Source organism: uncultured Roseovarius sp. (genome assembly GCF_947259555.1).
Lineage (GTDB): Bacteria > Pseudomonadota > Alphaproteobacteria > Rhodobacterales > Rhodobacteraceae > Roseovarius.
In genome coordinates, this window is record NZ_CAMYMD010000075.1 from 1 (window position 1) to 19,957 (window position 19,957).

18 protein-coding genes and 1 pseudogene are annotated in these 19,957 nt (G+C 63.2%); 6 read left to right on the top strand and 13 right to left on the bottom strand.

The window, feature by feature from the left end:
- Window positions 1-236, top strand: a pseudogene (locus Q0X85_RS12395) (hypothetical protein); the annotation flags it as partial.
- A 76-nt stretch (window positions 237-312) separates the two neighbouring features.
- A complete protein-coding gene (locus Q0X85_RS12400; RefSeq protein WP_297772345.1) occupies window positions 313-1,284 on the top strand; it encodes a Hint domain-containing protein in 972 nt (323 codons plus the stop codon).
- A 208-nt stretch (window positions 1,285-1,492) separates the two neighbouring features.
- Here Q0X85_RS12400 and Q0X85_RS12405 read toward each other — a convergent pair whose 3' ends face one another.
- From Q0X85_RS12405 to Q0X85_RS12415, 3 genes are all read right to left on the bottom strand, one after another.
- Entirely contained in the window at window positions 1,493-4,198 is a 2,706-nt protein-coding gene (locus tag Q0X85_RS12405; protein WP_297772347.1) for a tetratricopeptide repeat protein, read from the bottom strand.
- 215 nt (window positions 4,199-4,413) lie between these two features.
- Complete coding sequence (locus Q0X85_RS12410; protein WP_297772349.1) at window positions 4,414-5,334, bottom strand: calcium/sodium antiporter; 921 nt, start codon at window positions 5,332-5,334, stop codon at window positions 4,414-4,416.
- Between the two features lie 423 nt (window positions 5,335-5,757).
- Window positions 5,758-6,405: a helix-turn-helix domain-containing protein gene (locus Q0X85_RS12415; RefSeq protein ID WP_297772351.1), complete on the bottom strand. Its 648-nt coding sequence runs from the start codon at window positions 6,403-6,405 to the stop codon at window positions 5,758-5,760.
- 164 nt (window positions 6,406-6,569) lie between these two features.
- Between Q0X85_RS12415 and Q0X85_RS12420 the strand changes: the two genes are divergently transcribed.
- A complete protein-coding gene (locus Q0X85_RS12420) occupies window positions 6,570-7,568 on the top strand; it encodes a helix-turn-helix domain-containing protein (RefSeq protein WP_297772353.1) in 999 nt (332 codons plus the stop codon).
- A gap of 45 nt (window positions 7,569-7,613) precedes the next feature.
- On the opposite strand, the gene Q0X85_RS12425 is transcribed toward Q0X85_RS12420, so the two are convergent.
- Genes Q0X85_RS12425 through Q0X85_RS12440 form a run of 4 tightly spaced genes read right to left on the bottom strand, consistent with a single transcriptional unit; the run spans window position 7,614 to window position 12,672 of the window.
- Window positions 7,614-8,174 carry a sarcosine oxidase subunit gamma gene (locus tag Q0X85_RS12425; protein WP_297772354.1) on the bottom strand — a complete coding sequence of 187 codons (561 nt, stop codon included), beginning with the start codon at window positions 8,172-8,174 and terminating at the stop codon, window positions 7,614-7,616.
- Window positions 8,167-11,121, bottom strand: coding sequence for a sarcosine oxidase subunit alpha family protein (locus Q0X85_RS12430; RefSeq protein ID WP_297772356.1), 2,955 nt, complete (start codon window positions 11,119-11,121; stop codon window positions 8,167-8,169). The genes Q0X85_RS12425 and Q0X85_RS12430 overlap by 8 nt, the downstream gene beginning before the upstream one ends.
- Complete coding sequence (locus Q0X85_RS12435; RefSeq protein WP_297772358.1) at window positions 11,118-11,405, bottom strand: sarcosine oxidase subunit delta; 288 nt, start codon at window positions 11,403-11,405, stop codon at window positions 11,118-11,120. The genes Q0X85_RS12430 and Q0X85_RS12435 overlap by 4 nt, the downstream gene beginning before the upstream one ends.
- Before the next feature lie 16 nt (window positions 11,406-11,421).
- Complete coding sequence (locus Q0X85_RS12440; protein ID WP_297772360.1) at window positions 11,422-12,672, bottom strand: sarcosine oxidase subunit beta family protein; 1,251 nt, start codon at window positions 12,670-12,672, stop codon at window positions 11,422-11,424.
- 350 nt (window positions 12,673-13,022) lie between these two features.
- Here Q0X85_RS12440 and rpmB point away from each other — a divergent pair, with 350 nt between their 5' ends.
- The 3 genes from rpmB to Q0X85_RS12455 all read left to right on the top strand — a co-directional run bounded on the left by rpmB (window position 13,023) and on the right by Q0X85_RS12455 (window position 14,276).
- Window positions 13,023-13,313 carry a 50S ribosomal protein L28 gene (gene rpmB, locus Q0X85_RS12445; protein ID WP_297772363.1) on the top strand — a complete coding sequence of 97 codons (291 nt, stop codon included), beginning with the start codon at window positions 13,023-13,025 and terminating at the stop codon, window positions 13,311-13,313.
- A 102-nt stretch (window positions 13,314-13,415) separates the two neighbouring features.
- Window positions 13,416-13,769, top strand: coding sequence for a hypothetical protein (locus Q0X85_RS12450; protein ID WP_297772364.1), 354 nt, complete (start codon window positions 13,416-13,418; stop codon window positions 13,767-13,769).
- A gap of 36 nt (window positions 13,770-13,805) precedes the next feature.
- On the top strand, window positions 13,806-14,276 hold the full coding sequence (locus tag Q0X85_RS12455) for a copper chaperone PCu(A)C (RefSeq protein ID WP_297772365.1): 471 nt from the start codon (window positions 13,806-13,808) through the stop codon (window positions 14,274-14,276).
- Between the two features lie 548 nt (window positions 14,277-14,824).
- On the opposite strand, the gene Q0X85_RS12460 is transcribed toward Q0X85_RS12455, so the two are convergent.
- From Q0X85_RS12460 to Q0X85_RS12485, 6 genes are all read right to left on the bottom strand, one after another.
- Entirely contained in the window at window positions 14,825-15,508 is a 684-nt protein-coding gene (locus tag Q0X85_RS12460) for an amino acid racemase (RefSeq protein WP_297772367.1), read from the bottom strand.
- A 9-nt stretch (window positions 15,509-15,517) separates the two neighbouring features.
- Window positions 15,518-16,813 (bottom strand): histidinol dehydrogenase, encoded by a 1,296-nt coding sequence (gene hisD, locus Q0X85_RS12465; RefSeq protein ID WP_297772369.1) that lies wholly within the window; start codon window positions 16,811-16,813, stop codon window positions 15,518-15,520.
- 145 nt (window positions 16,814-16,958) lie between these two features.
- Window positions 16,959-17,858 (bottom strand): DMT family transporter, encoded by a 900-nt coding sequence (locus Q0X85_RS12470; RefSeq protein ID WP_297772371.1) that lies wholly within the window; start codon window positions 17,856-17,858, stop codon window positions 16,959-16,961.
- A gap of 70 nt (window positions 17,859-17,928) precedes the next feature.
- On the bottom strand, window positions 17,929-18,840 hold the full coding sequence (locus Q0X85_RS12475) for a cation diffusion facilitator family transporter (protein ID WP_297772373.1): 912 nt from the start codon (window positions 18,838-18,840) through the stop codon (window positions 17,929-17,931).
- A gap of 9 nt (window positions 18,841-18,849) precedes the next feature.
- Window positions 18,850-19,266: a Fur family transcriptional regulator gene (locus Q0X85_RS12480; RefSeq protein WP_297772375.1), complete on the bottom strand. Its 417-nt coding sequence runs from the start codon at window positions 19,264-19,266 to the stop codon at window positions 18,850-18,852.
- 82 nt (window positions 19,267-19,348) lie between these two features.
- Window positions 19,349-19,684 (bottom strand): SMR family transporter, encoded by a 336-nt coding sequence (locus tag Q0X85_RS12485; protein ID WP_297772377.1) that lies wholly within the window; start codon window positions 19,682-19,684, stop codon window positions 19,349-19,351.
- Window positions 19,685-19,957: the final 273 nt, after the last annotated feature.

A 19,957-nucleotide genomic window follows, 5' to 3' on the forward strand; every position in this document is an offset into this window, starting at 1 on the left:
ATGTCGGCCCCGGTGGCAGCGGCACGTTCGACGCGGGCGATCATCTGGCCGCCAGCGCGTCCGCCTATTCGGCAACCGGCGCGCCCAACCAGGCCCTTGAAACCGGAAGCGTCGCCGTGACGGTGGACTCGACCGCGGCCCCTACGGGTGGAAACCAGCAGGTCAACATCCGGAACCCGATTCTGGGCCTGCAATACTGCGTCGTGACAGAGGGCATATTCCCGTCGCGCAACTGATCCGAAAATAGTGGCTATGTTCTGGCATATGAGATGTGCTAGAATATAGCCAAACACTTACAGGAATAAATAGAACATGGCCACTTTCGCATTTGATCAAACCTTCACGTCCCATGTCGGCAGTACCGCAGGCGGCGGCACGAATACCCTGACCTATTCGGAAGGCGGCGTGAACTTTACCTGGACTGTGCAGAATGGTGACGCTTCGCACGCGCATTCTATTGGCGGCGGACAATTAACCGCCGTCGAAAGCGCTGGCACCAACGCCGCCAGCAATGACATCTTTGTCCTTGATGTGACCGGTGTGGGTGAAACACGCTTTGACGGCGCAATTCAGTTCACTGTAACAAACCTTGGAGGCAGCTGGACAGTGAACGGGCAGCCCCTGGTGTCCGGCGCGAACACGCTGTCAGGCCCGCAATCCGACCTGACCTTCACCCCGACAGGCGGCACCGATTTTGATTTTTTCATCATTAATTCCCTCACCGCAACGGTAAACTGCTTCACGGCGGGCACCCGTATCGCCACCCCCGACGGGCCCCGCGATGTGGAAACCCTGCAACCCGGCGATATGGTGCTGACCGCCTCGGGCGAGGCACAGCCGGTCAAGTGGCTGGGACATTTCGATGTCGACACCCGCCTCATGCACCCCGCCAAGGTCAACCCGATCTGCATTACCGCCGGCGCTCTTGGCAATGGCCTGCCCAAGCGCGATCTGCGCCTCAGCCCCGATCATGCGATTGAAATCGACGGTGTGCTCTACAATGCCGGAACGCTGGTCAATGGCTCGACGATCTATCAGGTCGCCAAGATGCCGCTGCCGGGCTTTACCTACTACCACATCGAAACCGAGGCGCATGAGCTGCTGATGGCCGAAGGTGTAGCGGCAGAAAGCTTCATCGACTATGCCGGGCGCGACGGCTTCGATAACTGTGACGAGGTCGAGGCCCGGACCATCACCGAGATGAACCTGCCCCGGGTTTCCGCACAGCGGCTCGTGCCCGATCAGATCCGCGCCCGCCTGGCACCAAGACCGGTCGCCGCTTAAAGCAGTTCGCCCCAAACAAGACGGCGCTGTCCAATGGACGGCGCCGTTTTCCGTTCGCATGACGCAAAGCAGGTCTTCTCGAAACGCTTAAAGCAATTTCAGAAAAAGTTGATAGACTTTTTCGGTTCGAAATTGCGCAAAAACAATGAACTACAGCGTTACGACTGTTTCAACGAAAAGTCGAAACGCTGTAAGGCTGATTCAACCCTCAGTTCAAGGCGCAAGAATCGGCCTCGCGCCGGCTCTCGCGGCCATGCCGCGCAAACTCGGTAAGCGCCGACAGGATGCTGTCGTCGCTCAATTTCACAGTGTCCGAATTCCAGTATTTCGCAGTGCTCTTGTAAGGCAGCTTGAAATGCGGGCTGACATAGCGCCGCAAGACAATATCTCGCAGAATAGTGGTGTCTTGCTCAGCCTGTGCGGGATTTTCGCTGATGTGCCGCCCCACCGCCCGGGTCAGCAGGCCAGGCCCGGTTTTGGACCACGTACTTTCATTGTCCCCCAGCAACAGCGCCCTGCCCGCCATCTGAACGGCAAACGCAATCGCAGGATGCCTCGGCGGGGCGCAAATTATGTTGTTCATGAGCGAGCCCTGAGGCTCGGCGAACACCACAAGACCGCCACCTTCGGTCAAAAGACCTTTGGGATCGCCCAAAAGAACATCGTCGGCATCGGCATAGATACCGCCGCCGTGCAGCAACAGGCAGAGCCGCAGAAAGTCACTTTCCTGCGCGACATGACGCGCAAGCGAAAACGCCCGCGCATAACGCGGGCCAAGTGTTTCGCGCAGCCAGCGCTTCGCGGTTTGTTTATTGTGCAAAACGTACTCCCACCCCTCGACCGCCTGCCAGCGGCTCATCAGTTGGGTGATTTCCGGGGGCGGCGTGGGATGGTTCCAATATTGAACGATCCGATGGGGCACCGGCTGCGCATTGCGTGGCGATGTACGAAAGGGGGCTGCCTCAAGCGTGCGTTGAACGATGTCATGGCCCACAAAGTAGTTGTCATTAACTGTTGCTGTCGCGTCGCCGCTTTCGGAGGGTGAAGATGCCTTGTACAGGCGCAGTTCGGTCAGCAGCGCGCCGAATTTACTGGCATTGAAATGCGCCGCCACCTTGGCCTTCCGGGCCGGATCCTGCTTGAGCACCCTGGTTGCCTTTTCCGCGTCCCGATGGCGGCCAAGGAAAATCAGCAATCGAAGATGCAGAGGCTCGCCCTCGGTTCTCTTGCCAGCCCGCACTTGCCTCTCGACAATGTCCAGCGCCTCGGCAAACTTCCCCTTTGCGATCAGCAAAGCAAGCTGATGAGTTTCCAGCTCCTCCGGTTCAAGCGTTGATGCAACCGACTTCAACCACTCCGACCCGGTTTCCGGAAACCCGCTCTTGGCATAAGCGTTGACAAGGTGAGACCTGATTGTCCTGTTTTGCGGCCACCTTCGCACGCAAAAGCGCAAATACCTGATCGCCAGCCTGAAGTTTGCGCTGCTCAACAGCAAAACCGCCATGAGTTGCGCCTCTCTTGGACTTCGCTGATGTCGGCGTGCAGAGCGCAGGCTGGCAAGCGCGTCAAACGGCCCCACAAGCAAAAGTTTGGCCTGCGCTCGGAACATCACCTCGTGGTCCGGGCCCATTTTCGCCGCAAGGCAATCAATCAATTCCTGCGACAATTCGACGTGTTCCGAACTGTGACTGATACGCAAAACCGCCAAGGCAAGCCGCGGCTTGATGGATTGCAGGTGTCGGATATGTCGAATGACCTTCGCCAAAAGGTCAAAACTCTCAAGCCGTTGCGCGATATGGAATAACCGCGTGAGTTGATCTTCCGAGAGCAGGTCAAGGCGCTCACCGGCCTCGATCAGCAGGGTCTTTGCTCGGCTGTCATCGCCCAGCGTCTTGGCCTGATCAATCAACAGCAGCCGTTCCTCGGGAGAGATCGACCAGGACCGGCCAATCGGCTCGCCCCCGCCTTTCGCCGCAGAGGTGGCAGAGGTGTCAGAGCCTTGCGTTTCCGTCAGAGGCAGGGCTACCGCATCCTGCTCTCCACTGACTTTTGCGAGCAGGAGCTGGCACTTGCGCGCAGGCAAGTAATCCGGGCGCGTGGCAAGAACTTGCGCGGCCAGAGCCTTGGCGCGGTCAAATGCACCAAGCTGCCTCAGGCTGACCGCCAGATCACAGGCGAAGGCCGGGTCGTCGGGCTGTTCACGGTGCAGTTCTTCGAAAAGATCACAGGCGTCGCGATGACGCCCGAGGCGGCGCAACACCACGGCACGCTTGCGCCGCAGCTTCGGCTCGTCGGGGCATCGTACCAGCGCCGCATCGGCACGTGCCAGCGCCTGATCCACGTCACCGCGCTCCAGGGGGATATCTATCAGCAGGCCTTGCGCCGCAACATGGTTGGGCACGTCGTTCAGCACGCCCCTCGCCAGGTCCTCGGCCCGGTCAGAGGCACCAAGCAACCTGTAACAAACCGCCAGATCACAGGCATAGCTTGGGTCGTCCGGCTGCTCGCGATACAGCTCCTCGCAAAGATCGCAGGCGTCGCGATAACGCCCGAAGCGGCGCAGCACCGCGGCGCGCTTGCGCCGCAGCTTCGGCTCGTCGGGGTGTTGTACCAGCGCCGTATCGGCACGTGCCAGCGCCTGATCCAAGTCACCGCGCTCCAGGGCGATATCTATCAGCAGACCTTGCGCCACAGCATGGTTGGGCACGTCGTTCAGCACGCCCCTCGCCAGGTCCTCGGCCCGGTCAGAGGCACCAAGCAACCTGTAACAGATCGCCAGATCACAGGCGAAGGTCGGGTCGTCCGGCTGCTCGCGGTGCAGCTCCTCGCAAAGATCGCAGGCGTCGCGATGACGTCCGAGGCGGCGCAGCACCACGGCGCGCTTGCGCCGATCTGCGGAAGGAATTGAAGCCATGACCATTCTCTTGCTAAAGGTTTGCCTGCGCGCGACCCGATTTCTGCCATCGGGGGACTTGGTTTGATTCCACCTCTGTGAACCGCCTGGCAGGTTAGTGCATGGCCTGCGCTTGGTCTACAGGCACGATGCCACCCATCAGGACAATCGCACTCCAAAGGCCGCGCAGCGGCGGTTGCTGACGGACAGGACGGATGCCGGCATGCAACGGCAGGTCACCCCTGAGCCGTCCAGACATAGGCCACGTAACCCGCGAACATGGCGAGACCGGACCAACGTCCCACAACCGGCCGAGACAAGAGCAGCACCGTCAGCACGAGCGACGCGGCAATCATGACCGGCAGGTCGAACGTCAAAAATCGCGACGCAACGGGGATCGGTGAAATTACCGCAGTCAGACCCAATATGCCGAGAATGTTAAAGATGTTGGAGCCGATAATATTGCCGATGGCAATTTCTGACTGTCGACGCAACGCCGAGATCACCGAGGTCGCAAGCTCGGGCAAGGAGGTGCCAACCGCCACGATCGTCAGGCCGATGAACGCCTCGGATATGCCATGGTCGCGGGCGACGGCGACCGCCCCATCGACCAGAAACCGCGCCCCGAGCATGAGCGCCACAAGCCCGCCGAGCACACTCAGGATCGCCGCCAGGGCCGAGCCGGGCGCGGGCACATCCACATCCTGTGCCACGGTATCGCCCGGTTGGCGATACGCCCAGACAAGGTAGCCCACCAGGGCGGTCACCAGAACAGCGCCCGACAGCCGCCCCATCTGTGCGGTGGCGAATATCGGCACCAGCGCAATTGCCGCCAGCACCATGACGCAAGTATCGCGCCGCAGCGTCGCTCCTGTCACCCTGATCGGCCAGACCAATGCGGTCAGACCGGCAATAAGCAGGATGTTCGCGATATTAGAGCCGACGACGTTTCCAAGCGCGATATCCGGCACGCCCCGCCACGCCGCATCGACAGACACCAGCAATTCGGGCGTCGAGGTGCCGAACCCGACCACCGTGAGGCCGATCAGAAGCGGCGAGATCGCGAGACGCCGGGCAATGCCTACGCTGCCCCGAACCAGCGCCTCGCCACCAAACAACAGGCCCACCAGTCCGCAAAGGATATATATATAGTCCACGTCAGTTACGCTCCATCAGGGGCCTCTCATCAGCCCCGAGTCGGCAAGTGTGCATTTCCTCGAATGGCTGCAAGAGCCCGTGAAGTTTATATATTTTCAATCGGTGCCGGGTTGACGGCTTGACGGCGGCCAGCACGACGCCAAAGGCCGCAAGACACCGGTTTTTCCCTGTTTCCGGCGTCGAGACGGACCGGTTCGCCGGCGCACAAAACAGACCGCGCGATATGCGTCGCGCGCCGTTTTTACACGATGGCCCGCACGCCAGACTTACACCATCATTCGGATTGAAGCCTGGCACAATGCGGTCGCAAAGCCATCAGACCTTGGTATGACTCAGATCTGTCACAGGTTGTGCAAACACTTGACCGCCACGGCGTGCCCGGCCGCCCTCGCGCGCGGGCTCTCCGACGGCAAGCCCTTGGCTCAGCTCCTTTGCGGGTAACTGATGATCGAGAGGTAGCGGACCGGAAAGCGGATAAGCTGATCCGGCCCGTGCGGCGCGTCCGCATCGAAAAACAGCGTATCACCCGGCTTGAGATGATAGGTATCGTTGCCATGCCTGTAGCCGACCTCGCCTTCGAGCATGTAAATCATCTCGATCCCGTCATGCTGAAAGGTCTTGAAGGTATCGGATTCGGAATTGAGCTCGATCTGGTAGGGCTCGACGATCACGCCGCTATTGTTTGATCCGATATGTCCGAGCAGATTGTACTGATGACCGGCGCGTGTCCCGGCGCGATCAATCTCGACACCCTCTCCGGCTTTGGTATGCACCGCCTCGCGGCGCTCCTCGTATTCCTTGAAAAAGGCGGTCAACGGCACCGAGAGCGCATTGGCAAGCGTCTGCAACGTGGTCAGCGACGGCGAGGTGTTGCCATTCTCTATCTTCGAGAGCATCCCGATGGACAGGTCGGTCATGCTCGACAATTCCGCCACGGTGATGTTTTGCTGCTTGCGATAGGCGCGCACCTCGCGCCCGATCGCCACCTCGAGGACTTTTTCGCGCTCTTCGCGCAGCTTGTGGGGGTCTTGTGTAAGTTTGACCACTTTTGCCGCATCCGTGCTGCTCATCGTTATCCTTTCAAGTTCTAATCCGGTGTCTCGCAAAATACCAGAATACCAAGCGCGAAGCAGTCCGTGATCTCCAGGCTCCGCTTGACCATATTGCATAACTTTTCGCCAAGTGGAAAATGTTACGTGAAGGCACTGAAAAACCGGGCAAGAGGCAACCCTCCATGACACAGCGTATGATCCGCATCGGCTTTCTGATCTTTCCGGGGTTTCCGATGTCCTGCCTGACATCCGTGATAGAGCCATTACGTGCCGCGAATGAAATATCGGGGCACAAGACCTTTGCATGGGATCTGGTCGCAGAGAGTGCCGATCGGGTAATGTCCAGCGCCGGTATCGCCTTTGAGCCAAGCAAGAGCATCGAGGAGATGGAAGACTTCGACTACCTGCTCTTGCTTGCCGCCCCGACCAGCACATTCTCGCACACCCGCTCGCCCGCGCATCTGCGCCGCGCTGCGCGACATGGCACCGTGCTCGGTGCGATCAGCGGCGGGGTGTTTCCCCTCCTGCGCAGCGGCGCTGTGGGTGATGAGGCGCTGTCGGTGCATTGGTGCTACGAGACCGCGTTTCAGGCAGAGTTTCCGGATGTTGCCGCCTCGGATCAGGTGATCGAGATCACACCGCGCTGCGTGACCGCCTCTGGTGCGGCGGCGGCGTTCGATCTGGCGCTCCACATGGTCGAGACCGCGCTCGGCGCGGGCATCGCAACAGAGGTGGCATGTTGGTTCCAGCACCCGATGATGCGCAAGGCCGGCGTGCAGCAGATGGTGCCTGTCTTGGGCGACGCCGCCGGACCGGACGATCTGCCGCCCCTCGTCGCGCGCGCAATCGACCTCATGGGCCGGAACATGGAGGACCCGATCTCCATGGCCGAGGTTGCAGAGCTGCTGGATATCACACCGCGCCACCTCGAACGGAGCTTCAAGCGGGCCACCGGCCAGAACCCGACCGGCTATTTCCGTGCAATGCGGATGAAAGCGGCCCGCCAGATCGTGATGTATTCCAACGACAGCATGGCCGAGATCGCCGAGGCGGTCGGCTATGCGAGCGTCAAGGTCTTCGTGCGGCACTACCGCGAGGCGTTCGGCATCGCACCGCGTGACGACCGGCAAAAGATCAACCTGACGCGGGTCAAGGGCAATCTGCCGGTGCCGTCGGTCTGACACCGGCGGCGGCGCGCGCGCTCAGCCCGAGACCGTCACCGCTCTCTAATGCGCCGACCGCATCGCCGTCAGCAGCGCATGATGCAACGATCCCGCAGACGACCGTGGCCCCAGGACCGAGATGTGCCGCGCGTCATGGCATAGCACGAAACAGCCCATGTGATCGACTGACGCGCGCTGCGCCTCGCCGCCCTCGAAGGCACGAACATTCGCGGTCGTCAACCGCTCGAACACATCGGCGAGCCCGTCGCCTGTCAGGTCAAACCGGCACCAGGCGTCGGTCTGCTCGGTCACGCTCGCCGCCGCCCCGAGATCTGACCCGATCTGCCGGGCAAGGTCTTCGTGGGTCTCGAATGACGCCTCGACCATCCACTGCTCCGGCCCCATCCAGAACGCCATCAGGCTCTTGCCGCCATGGCGTGCCGGGCCCGGTGCCGGGGCACCGAGAAGACGCTCCAGCGCGGTTGCGGTCTCAGCCTCATGGCCCAATCGCGCCGCCACCGAGGCCAGGGCGCGGTCGGTCACTTCGGTCAGGGTCACGGGGCCATGGCTGTCCACTTTCGGGCGCACTGCGCCTAGCGGGGTGATTGCAACAAGATCATGCACGGAGACGGTCTCCTTCCGGATCGACAAAATGGGCACTGACCACCTCGACCTCGTGGTCAATGCCGGTCAGAGGCGAGACGAGACGCAGGATTTCACCCATGCGCTCATGACCCGATTTCAGAAAGGCGAGACCGATCTGATGTCCGAGATTGGGCGAGTAGCAGGCCGAGGTCACATAGCCCTGATCATGGGCCGCATCGACGGCGCTGCCTTTGGTCATGAGATGTGCGCCGGCGGGTACGGGCTTGTCGGGGCTCACCGGGCGCAGCCCCACAAGTCGCAGCGCATCAGGCTCGTTCAGCCCCTCACGCCGCGAGAGCACCGCGCCAATCGAGTCTTTCTTGGTCGAGACCATGCGATCCATCCCGAGGTTGAGCGCGGTCGTGGTGCCATTGAGCTCGTTGCCCGCCGCATGCCCCTTTTCGATCCGCATGACACCGAGCGCCTCCGTACCATAGGGGACAACATCAAATTCGCGCCCCGCCTCCATCAAGCGACGGATCATCGCGTCGCCATAGCGGGTCGGCACCGCGATCTCGTAGGCCAGCTCACCGGAAAACGAAATCCGAAACAGCCGCGCGCGCAGCCCGCCGCACACGGTGATCTCGCCGCACGCCATAAACGGGAAGCCCTCATTCGTCATGTCGAATTCCGGATCGACGATCTTGCGCAACAGCTCCCTCGATCGGGGTCCGGCCACCGCGAACTGCGCCCAGGCCTCCGTCGTCGAAATGAGCTGCACATCCATATCCGGGTAGAGACACTGGCGCACAAACTCCATGTGGCGATACACGCCCACCGCGTTGGCGGTCGTGGTGGTGACGACGAAATGATCCTCGGCCAACCGCCCTGCGGTGCCGTCATCCATGGCAATCCCGTCTTCGCGCAGCATCAGCCCATAGCGCGTGCGCCCGACGGCGAGCTTGGCAAATCCATTGCAATAGATCGCGTTGAGAAACTCGGCCGCATCCGAGCCCTGCACGTCGATCTTGCCAAGCGTCGTCACGTCGCACACCCCCACAGAGCGGCGGGTTTGCAGCACTTCACGGTCAACACTCTCTCGCCAATGGGTTTCGCCCGCGCGCGGAAACCACTGCGCGCGCAGCCACATGCCCACCTCGACAAATTCAGCCCCCTGCTCTTCGGCCCAGAAATGGCTGGGGGTCTTGCGGATGGGCCGGAAATCGGTGCCCCGCGAGCGCCCGGCAAAGGCCCCGATCGCCGTGGGTGTATAAGGCGGGCGGAACATCGTCGTCCCCACCTCGGGGATGGACTTGCCCGCCACCTCGGCCATGATGGCAAGGCCCGCCATGTTCGAGGTCTTGCCCTGATCGGTGGCCATGCCAAGCGTCGTGTAGCGCTTGAGATGTTCCACGGAGGTGAAATTCTCCTGATGCGCCAGCTTGATGTCCTTGGCGGTGACGTCGTTCTGTTGGTCCACCCAGGCGCGCTTGGCCCCCGACACATGCCAGAATGGCGTGATCGCCACGGGCGCATCCTCGGCCTCGGGCAGATCGGGCGACGGCGCGGTATGCCCGAGATCCGCAGCGATGCCAACGGCGGCCTCAGCCCCCGCATGCAGCGCGGCATGGGTAGAAAACACCCCGTTGGCCGCGCCTGCCACCACCATGCCCTCGGGCAAGGTGCCACCCGGAACAAAGGCGTGGATATCCACATCCCATGCCGGTCGGCCACGTTGATGGCAGGTGAGGCTCACATTCGGGTTCCAGCCCCCCGACACACCAAGCGCGCCACATTTTATCTGACGCCGGTTGCCCTTGGCATCTGTCACCTCGACCTGCGCAAGGCCAAGCCGCCCGGAGGTGTTGGTGATCGTGCCCCCGGCGATGACCTCATAGCCCTGACCCTTGGGCGCGTCCGGGCGCGTGTCGATCACGGCGGCGACCAAGACACCCTTGGCGGTCAGGTCCGCCGCCGTCCTATGGCCGTCGTCGTTATTGGTGAAAACGGCAATCTCCTGGGCCGGGGTCGCGGCCCAGCGATTGGCATAGGCCCGCATCGCGCTTGCCAACATGATCCCGGGACGGTCGTTGTTCTCGAAGACAATGGGCCGCTCCGTGGCCCCGCCCGCAAGGATCGCGCGGCGCGAATAGATCCGCCACAGGATCTGACGCGGCTTGCCCTCGGCCGGCACCGCAAGATGATCGCTGACCCGTTCGAGCGCGCCATAAATGCCGTGATCGAAGGCACCAAGCACCGTTGTGCGCGTCATCAGCCGCACATTCGGCATCGCGGCCAGACGCGCGGCGGTTTCTGCGGCCCAGGCATGCCCCGCTTGCTGCCCCATGGCAAAGCTTTCGGCGTTGAGCCGCCCACCGGCCAGCGAGTCCTCGTCGGCCAGAATGACAGACAGCCCCGCCTCGCCCGCCGTCAGCGCCGCCGCGAGCCCCGCAGGCCCCGCGCCGATGATCAGCACATCACAATGCAGGTATCCCTTGTCGTAATTGTCGGGATCGGCTTTCAGGCTCAAAGAGCCCAGACCGGCCGCGCGGCGGATCATCGGCTCGTAGAGCTTCTCCCAGAACGCGGCGGGCCACATGAAGGTCTTGTAATAGAACCCGGCCGCGAAAAAGCTCGACAGCCGGTCATTGATCGACAGCGCGTCAAAGGCCAGTGACGGCCAGCGGTTCTGCGATCTCGCCGTCAGACCATCAAACAGCTCTGCCGTTGTGGCGCGGGTATTGGGCTCCTGCCGCGCGCCGTCACGCAGCTCGACAATCGCATTGGGCTCTTCCGAGCCCGCCGTGAGCGGGCCGCGCGGGCGATGATACTTGAACGAGCGCCCCATCAGGCGCACGCCGTTCGCCAACAGCGCCGAGGCGAGCGTGTCCCCCGGATGTCCCTTCATCCAGCGGTCGTCAAAGCGGAACGAAATGCTGCGGCTCTGGTCGATCAACCCGCCGTTCAAACGATTCACCTGGCTCATTTGGAGCGTCCTTCCCTGCGAGCCACGTCACGGGCCAGTTCCACTTCGGTGATTTCATGGGTCACCGTGTCGCGCGTGACCACCAGCCATGATCGGTCGCCCTGTTCGTGGAACCACAACTCGCGATGCGCGCCCGCCGGGTTGTCACGCAGGTAGCCGTAGTCGATGAAAACCTCCTGCGCATCGGGCGCGGTCGGGTCGGGCCGGTGGATCAGGGCGGCGTCGCCCTTGTAGATGAATTCGCTGGCGTCGCGGGGGCCGAGCAGCGGATGGTTGATCAGCATGGCACGCGCTCCTTTCTCAATGCAGGTTGGGCTGGTTGCCCATGCCCTTTTCGTCGATCATCCGCCCCTTGGCGAAACGGTCGAAGCGATAGGCCGTGGCGGTCGGGTGGGGCCGGTCCGTGGCCAGAAGATGCGCATAGGCAAAGCCCGAGGCAGGCGTCGCCTTGAACCCGCCATAGCACCAGCCGCCGTTGAAATAGAGCCCGTCGATATGGGTCCGGTCGATGATCGGCGAGCCGTCCATGCTCATGTCCATGATGCCGCCCCACATGCGCAGCAGGCGCGCACGCCCCAGCATCGGGAATATCGCCATGCCGCCTTCGCAGACATCCTCGACCACCGGCAGGTTGCCGCGTTGCGCATAGGAATTGTACCCGTCGATATCGCCGCCAAAGACCAGCCCGCCCTTGTCGGACTGGCTGCAATAGAAATGCCCCGCACCAAAGGTGATGACACCGGGCAACACCGGCTTCAGCCCCTCCGACACGAACGCCTGAAGCACATGGCTCTCGATGGGCAGGCGCATGTCGGCCTTGGCCATCAGCCGCGACGACGAGCCTGCCACGCAGGCGCCGACCTTGCGCGCCCCGATAAAGCCGCGCGATGTCTCGACGCCGGTGCAGCGCCCCTCCTCGATGCGAAATCCCGTGACCTCGCAATTCTGGATGATATCCACACCGCGCTGATCAGCGGCGCGGGCATAGCCCCACGCCACGGCGTCATGGCGCACGGTGCCACCGCGATGCTGGGCAAGCCCACCCTTGATCGGAAAGCGCGCGTCGTTCACGTTCAGGAACGGATAGCGCGCGACGATCTGTTCAGCGGTCAGCAGATCCGCATCGGCCCCGTTGAGCATCATCGCATTGCCGCGCCGGACGAACGCATCCCGCTGCGCGTCGGAATGTATCAGGTTGAGAATACCGCGCTGGCTGACCATCGCGTTGTAGTTCAGGTCCTGCTCCAGACCCTCCCAGAGCTTGAGCGAGAATTCGTAAAACGGCTCGTTGCCATCAAGCAGGTAATTCGAGCGAATGATCGTCGTGTTGCGGCCCACGTTGCCGCCCCCGATCCACCCCTTCTCCAGTACCGCAATGCGGGCCTGACCGAATTCCTTGGCGAGATAATAGGCGGTGGCAAGACCGTGCCCGCCACCGCCGATGATGACATAATCATAGCTCCCGCGCGGCGCGGCGTCGCGCCATGCCGGGCCCCAGCCGCGGTGCCCGGTGAGAGCCTCTTTGATGACCTTGAATCCTGAATAGCGCATGAGATCCGACTCCTTTCCTCCAACCTCGTCAAAAACCATGGCTGTTGTAATGGCGATTTCGGACAAAGCCGGGCTCAAATCGGACTCGTCTTGCATCCTGCGCGGTGCATCGGCGATCTTGCCCTGTCACGCGGCTCTGGTGTAGCGCCCCAACCCTGTGCGATGTCAGGCAAACAGGTGGGGCCACGCGCGCCGGTTCATACCCGCGCCAAAATCGACGGCGAATCCCTTGACGCCCCCACACATTGCGCCTAAAGACCCCAGACGGAATTCAGGGCGCTGCCGGCGGCGGTGCCCGTTTGTGTTAAGAAGGGCCAGCACGCGCCCTCAACAAGAACGAGGATGACCCCATGTCGCGCCGCTGCGAACTGACCGGAAAAGGGCCGATGGTTGGCAACAACTCCAGCCACGCCAACAACAAGACCAAGCGTCGGTATCTGCCGAACCTCAACGATGTGACGCTTCAGTCCGAGACGCTGAACCGTGGCATCAAGCTGCGGATTTCGGCCCATGCGCTGCGCAGTGTCGATCACCGCGGCGGGCTCGACGCGTTTCTCGCCAAGGCCAAGGACGACGAACTGTCGCCGTCGGCCCTCAAGGTGAAAAAAGAGATCGCCAAGGCACAGGCCGCGACCGCCTGAACCACGCGCGTTTGAAATTTACAGCAGCCCTGCCCCTTGCGGCGGGGCTGTTTCCTTTTGTCGCTTGCCGATGACAGGACCAAGCGCATATACCTCCCCCACATGACCCGCCCAAGCCCCATATTGGCCCTCGGGCTCTGCCTGCTGATGGCCCTGACCAGTCAGAGCCTCGCGGTCGCGCGCGGCGTCGAGCAGCCGGTGGGCCAAATCGTTCTGTGTACCGGGACCGGCCCGACGGCCGTGCCTGTTGATCGCCACGGTCAACCTCTGGCAATGCCGCATGTCTGCCCCGAATGCTTGCCGGGCTTTGCCGTCCTTTTCACAGAGCCCGACCTGCCCTTGATCTGGCAGCGGCAGGCCCGCCGCGCCGACGCCGTCCCGACCGCGCCGCACCGCGCGGCTCTGATGCGGCCCGCGAGCGTTGCACGTGCTCCTCCGGTCCTGCCCGATCTCTGAACCCGTAAATTTCAAGACAGATCGAAGGAGCGACAAATGTCCCTCAAATCCAGCCTTTTCGCGGCGCTCGCCGCCACCGCCCTCGGCACTCCGGCACTCGCACAGGAGATCCACATTCTCGACACCTATGCCCGCAGCGCCAGCCCGGTGGCAAAAACCGGCGCGGCCTTCATGATGATCGAGAACATCGGCGACGCCGATGATCGCCTCGTCGGTGTCTCTTCACCGGCTGCTCAAAAAGTCGAACTTCACACGCATCTCGAAGAGAACGGCGTCATGAAAATGATGCATGTCGAAGACGGTTTTGCCATCGGCGCGGGGGAAACCCTGATCATGCAGCGCGGCGGCGCGCATGTGATGTTCATGGGCCTGACCCAGGGCTTCGAGCCAGGCAAGAGCATCCCGCTGACACTCACCTTCGAGACCTCCGGCGACATCACCGTGGAGGTGCCGGTCGACCTCACACGAAAGCCCGGCGAGGGCCATGGCCACGGGTCCGGCAACTAGGCCACCCTGCAGAGGATGCTCAGCAAGGGGCGCAGCAGCCCAGCCCTTTGCAATGAATGATGCAGCGCGGAGCTCAGAGCCGTTCAGCGCAACACGATAACTCAGATCCAGCTTCCGAAGATATCTTCGGGAGCTGGATGCGATGAATGTCGGCTTTGCGGGACGAAGTTGCTCTTGGTGAAAGCGGGGATCAAGGTCGGCCTTGAGCGGACGTTGCATCCCGCCAAAAGGTGCCGCGCGGTCGCAGGGCCGGGGACTGGCGATGCAACGGCTGTGGCTGGTACTTTATCCCAGCCAAGTCATTCTAAACTCAACACGTTGCACGCCACATCAAATCGCCAGGCCGCGGGACGGCCCGGCGATCGCGCGGCACCTTCGGTGCTGTTCGCGCGGTTGGCTCTTAGGTCCGCTCCAGGCCAAGCCAAGCCGGGGTTCGTTTCTAGCGCAATCGACAGTCAGGGCTCGAAGCGGTCACTGCGCTCCGAGCCGACTGCGTGTTCTCACGTGCATCATTTACCGCAAGGGGCTTGCGCGGCAGCGCCCCTTTTTCATTGCCCCCGTGCAAACCCCACGATCGCCGCTGTCAGGCAATCGAGACTGTCGGTGTGAGGCACCTGCGCCGGCAGCGCATCGGTCATCAGTGACAACTCGGTGCAGGCCACCAGCAGATGATCGGCCCCCAGCCCAACAAGCGCGCCCGCCTCATCCGCAAGACGCGGCCCAAGCCCCGCCACCGCCTCACCCGCCTTGACCGCGCGGATGAGGGCCAGAATACCGCTGTCATCGGGCAGGAAAACCGGCGTCAGACCATGTCTGGCAAACGGCGCCTCAAAAACCCGCGCCAGCCGCGTCGCAGGCGAGGCGAGCATACCGATACGATGCGCGCCCCGATCAGCCAGCGAGGCCGCCGTCAGCTCAAGCATGTCGAGAAACGGTAGAGAGGTAGCCGACGCTACGGCTGGCGCATAATGATGTGCAGTATTGCACGGCATGGCGAGCGCCCCCGCGCCTGCCGCCTCCAGATCACGCGCCATGCGCGCAAGGGTTGGTCCGGGGTCCTCGCCTCCGCCGTCGATCAACGCCTTGATCCGGCTTGGCACCTGCGGATTCTGGTGTACGATCAACGGCACATGATCCGCATCATCGCGTGCCGGCACCGCCCGGATCACCTTTTGCATCAGGAGGATCGTCGCCTCCGGCCCCATGCCCCCCAGAACACCAACCGTTTTCATCTTGCCCCATCATCCCGTCGAAGTTGCGGCACCGCGCATGGTGCCGAGGCGGATATCCGCAGTTCGGGCATGCCCCTCCATCCGTTCGGCCCGGCTGAGGCTGGCGGTGACGCGCGCAAGATCCGGCAGCGCGCCCTCATCCACCTCTTGCCAGGTGACGGTCTTGAGAAACTTGTGCACCGAGAGCCCCCCCGTATAGCGCGCAGCGCCGGAGGTGGGCAAGACGTGGTTGGGCCCCGCCGCCTTGTCTCCAAAGGCAACGGTCGTGTTCTCACCCAGAAAGAGCGAGCCATAGGCGCGCAGGCGATCACGCCACCACGGCAGATCGCGGGCCTGAACATGGAGATGCTCGGCGGCCTTGGTATCGGCATACTGCGCCATCTCTTCGGCTGTGTCACACAAAACCACTTCGGCCAGATCGCGCCACGCGGCACCTGCTGCCGTGCAATTGGGCTCCGGCAGGGTGGCGATGAGGGCGGGCACCCTCTCCAGCACCATCGCGGCCAGCGGGCGGTGCGTGGTGGCCAGCCAGACCGGCGAATTCGCACCATGCTCCGCCTGCCCCACCAGATCGGCGGCGACGGTCTCAGGATCGGCGCTGTCATCGGCCAGGATCAGGCTATCGGTGGGCCCCGCAAACATGTCGATGCCTATAGGACCGAACAGTTGCCGCTTGGCCTCCGCCACATAGGCATTGCCCGGTCCGACCAGAATATCCGCAGCAGGCGCGCCAAAGAGACCAAACGCCATCGCCGCGATGCCCTGCACCCCGCCTATGGTCAGAATGCGCGTCGCCCCGGCAAGATCCATCGCATAGAGCATGGCGTCGGGTATTCCCGCGCGGCCATTGGGGGGCGAACAGGCGGTGATGTCAGGCACCCCGGCCGCGCGCGCCGTCGCGATGGACATCAGCGCCGAGGCAATATGACTATAGCGCCCCCCCGGCACGTAGCAGCCCGCCGCCTGCAACGGAATCTGCCGTTGCCCGGCGCGCAATCCCGGCCGCAGCTCGATTTCCATATCCTGCGCGGTTGCCCGTTGAGCCTCGGCAAAGCGCGAGATGTTGTCATGGGCCCAGCCAATGTCATCCTTGAGCGCCTGAGGCACGCGGGCGCAGGCCGCGTCTATCTCCGCGCGGGGGACGGCAATAGCCCCCTGCCAGCCGTCGAGTTGCCTAGCATATTCAAGCGCCACCTGCGCCCCGCCCGAGCGCAAGCGCGCAAGCATGATCTGCACGGTGTCCGCCACATCGCTCGCTGTCTTGGGCGGCTCCCCCGGAGCGGTCTTCAAATGGGTCATGGGCATGGCGCGATCTCCTTCACCCTTATGGATGGGCGGCGACGCGGTGTTCGGCAAGGGCTTTGCAGGACTGCTGCAACGGTTTTTTCAGGCGCCGAAGCCCGGTTTCGGATTTCCCGAAAGCCGCGCGGGCCACCCTGCGCCCGCCCACCTACCTGCGCGGCGAGATCGGAGCCGAGGGGGTAGCACCGCGCCGCGCCAGCCGCCGCTCGCGCCAGAAGGTGTAGATACCCGAGGCGATGATGATCGCGGCCCCGGTCAGCGTCCAGATATCCGGGCGCTCGTCAAAGAGCGTCACCCCGATGATCAGCGCGAAGATCAGCCGCGAGTAGCGGAACGGCGTGATTACCGCGACATCACCCAGCCGCATCGCCGCGACGATGGCGTAATAGGCCGCCACCCCGCAAAGGAGCGCCAGCACCAGATCGCGCCAGTTGAGCCCCGAGGGCACGGCAGGCGTGCCGCTGAAGGCCAGCAGGATCAGCCCGGTGGGCACCAGCGTGGCAAAGGCATAGGTCGAAAGCTGCATCGACGAGATACTGCGCGGCACCGCGCGGGTGGCCAGATCGCGGATCGCCAGACCGATCACGCCCTGCACGGCAAAGAGCGAGGCAGGCTCGAACCCTTCCAGCCCCGGGCGGATCACCATCAGCACGCCCATGAACCCCACCAGAATGGCGCTCCACCGCCGCCAGCCCACGGCCTCGCCCAAAAAGAGCGCCGCGCCGAGCGTGACCGCCAGCGGCGTGGCCTGAAGGATCGCCGAGGCCGAGGACAAGGGCGTGAGCGCAATGGCGGTGACAAAGCCCAATGTGCCGACAATCTCGCCGAAATTGCGCAAGAGCACCGGGCGCGACAGCAGGTCGCGCGACCAGAGCCTGCGGCCTTGGCTCATGGTGATCGCCCCGAAAATGAGCGCGCCGCCGAAGCCGAGAAAAATGACGATCTGCCCCACCGGCAGCGCATCGGCCAGCCGCTTGATGAACATGTCCTCCAGCGCGAAACCGGCCATCGCGAGGACCATCAGGATACTGCCGCGCAGGTTTTCCATGTCAGGGGGCTTTCGTGTCAGGGTGCCTGACCCTGTTAGCGCAGGACAACTGCACAAGAAAGCGGCAGAGCTATGACAGCACGACAATGCCGCTATGCTTGGCCTTGTGCTCGGGCTCGACATGGATGGTGACGCGGGCCTCGGGCAGCGCCTCCATCAGCGCCGCCTCGATCCGGTCGCAGAGGTCATGCGCGGCCTCGACGGTGGTCTCGCCGGGCATCACGAGGTGAAAGTCGATGAAGGTGACCTGACCCGCGTGGCGGGTGCGCAGGTCATGCGCCTCAAGCGCGGCGTCATCGCTCGCGGCCTGCGCGATCACGCGGCGGATGGTGGCCAGTTCCGTGTCCGAGACGGCCTCGTCCATCAGCCCGCTCAACGATCCCTTGATCACCACCCAGCCCGACCACAGGATGTTGAGCGCTACCAGCGCCGCCATGATCGGATCGAGCAGCCACCAGCCGGTGGCAAAGGCCAGCACCACGCCGATCAGCACCCCCACCGAAGAGACCACATCGGTCATCAGGTGCCGCCCGTCCGCCACCAGCGCGGGCGAGCGGTGGCGGCGCCCGTTGCGGATCAGGATCACCGCCCAGGCCCCGTTGATCAGGCTCGCCCCGGCGTTGATCGCGAGGCCCGTCAGCGGCGCATCGAGCGCACGCGGGATCAGGAACCCGGCATAGGCCTCGCGCAGAATGAAAAGCGCGGCGATGACGATCAGCACGCCTTCGAGCACCGCCGAAAAGAACTCGGCCTTGTGGTGGCCGTAGGGGTGATTGTCATCCGCAGGCCGGCGCGCCACCCGCAGCGCCACGATGACGGCCAGCGCCGTGGCCACGTTCACCAGGCTTTCGAGCGCATCCGACATCAGCGCGAGCGAGCCGGTCAGTTGCCACGCCACGGCCTTGAGCGCCAGCACGGCGAGGCCCACGATGACGCTGCCAATGGCAAGACGCATGATGCGTTTGGCGGGCTGGGGTGCCATCTTCCGGGCCTACTTGCCGGATTTCAGCGGCACGCCATATAGCTCCAGCCGGTGCCCGATCAGGCGATAGCCGAGTTTTTCGGCGATCTTGTCCTGCAACGCCTCGATCTCGGGATCGACAAATTCGATCACCTCGCCGGAATTCATGTCTATCAGGTGGTCGTGGTGGTCGCGCTCGGCATCCTCGTAGCGCGCGCGCCCGTCGCCGAATTCCAGCTTGTCGATGATGCCCGCCTCTTCGAACAGCTTGACGGTGCGGTAGACCGTGGCGATCGAGATGCGCGGATCGACGCCCGAGGCCCGGCCGTAAAGCTCCTCGACATCGGGATGATCGTCAGAGGCCTCCAGCACCGAGGCAATGGTGCGCCGCTGGTCGGTCATGCGCAGGCCCTTGGCCTCGCAGCGTTCGGTGATGGTGTCGCGCATGGGCGGCCTCATGTGGTCTTCGGTCGCTGCAATAGCGGCAAGCAGGCGGTGTTGCCACCCTTTTTGCCCGTTGGGTGGTGCTCTAGTGCGGGGCTGAGCGCGAGAATAACTGGATCACCACGATTCCGGCAAGGATCATGCCTGTCCCAAGCACCGCAGGCAGGTCGAGCTTCTGGCCGAAGATCACATAGCCAATCGCCGCGATGAACACGATACCGAGCCCGGACCAGATCGCATATACAATGCCGACCGGCATGGTTTTGAGCGTGAGCGCCAATAGATAAAAGCTGAGCGCATAGGCCACGACCACGATGATCGAAGGCAGCGGGCGGGTAAATTGCTGGCTCGCCTGAAGCGCGGTGGTGCCAGCGGTTTCGGCGAGGATGGCGAGAAAGAGGATGAGATAGACCGTGGGGATCATGGCGCGCTCTCGGTTCAGGTGGGTTTGGAGACGGGCATACGCGAGCGGCGGGGCCGGGTCCACCGGGAAAGACACAACGGAGTTGGCCTGAAGCTGCCGTTCAACTGCAGCACCAATGCGCGGAATCAAGGTGCCGCAGGCACCGCCGCGCAGCGCCCGACCGCCCCCTCGGGCGGGCGCTTTTGCAACGTTTCAAGCCATTGAAAACGCGGGAGTGTTTGGCTGGCATAAAGTGCGATCCACAGAGGTTGCTGCGCCCACCCGGCGGTC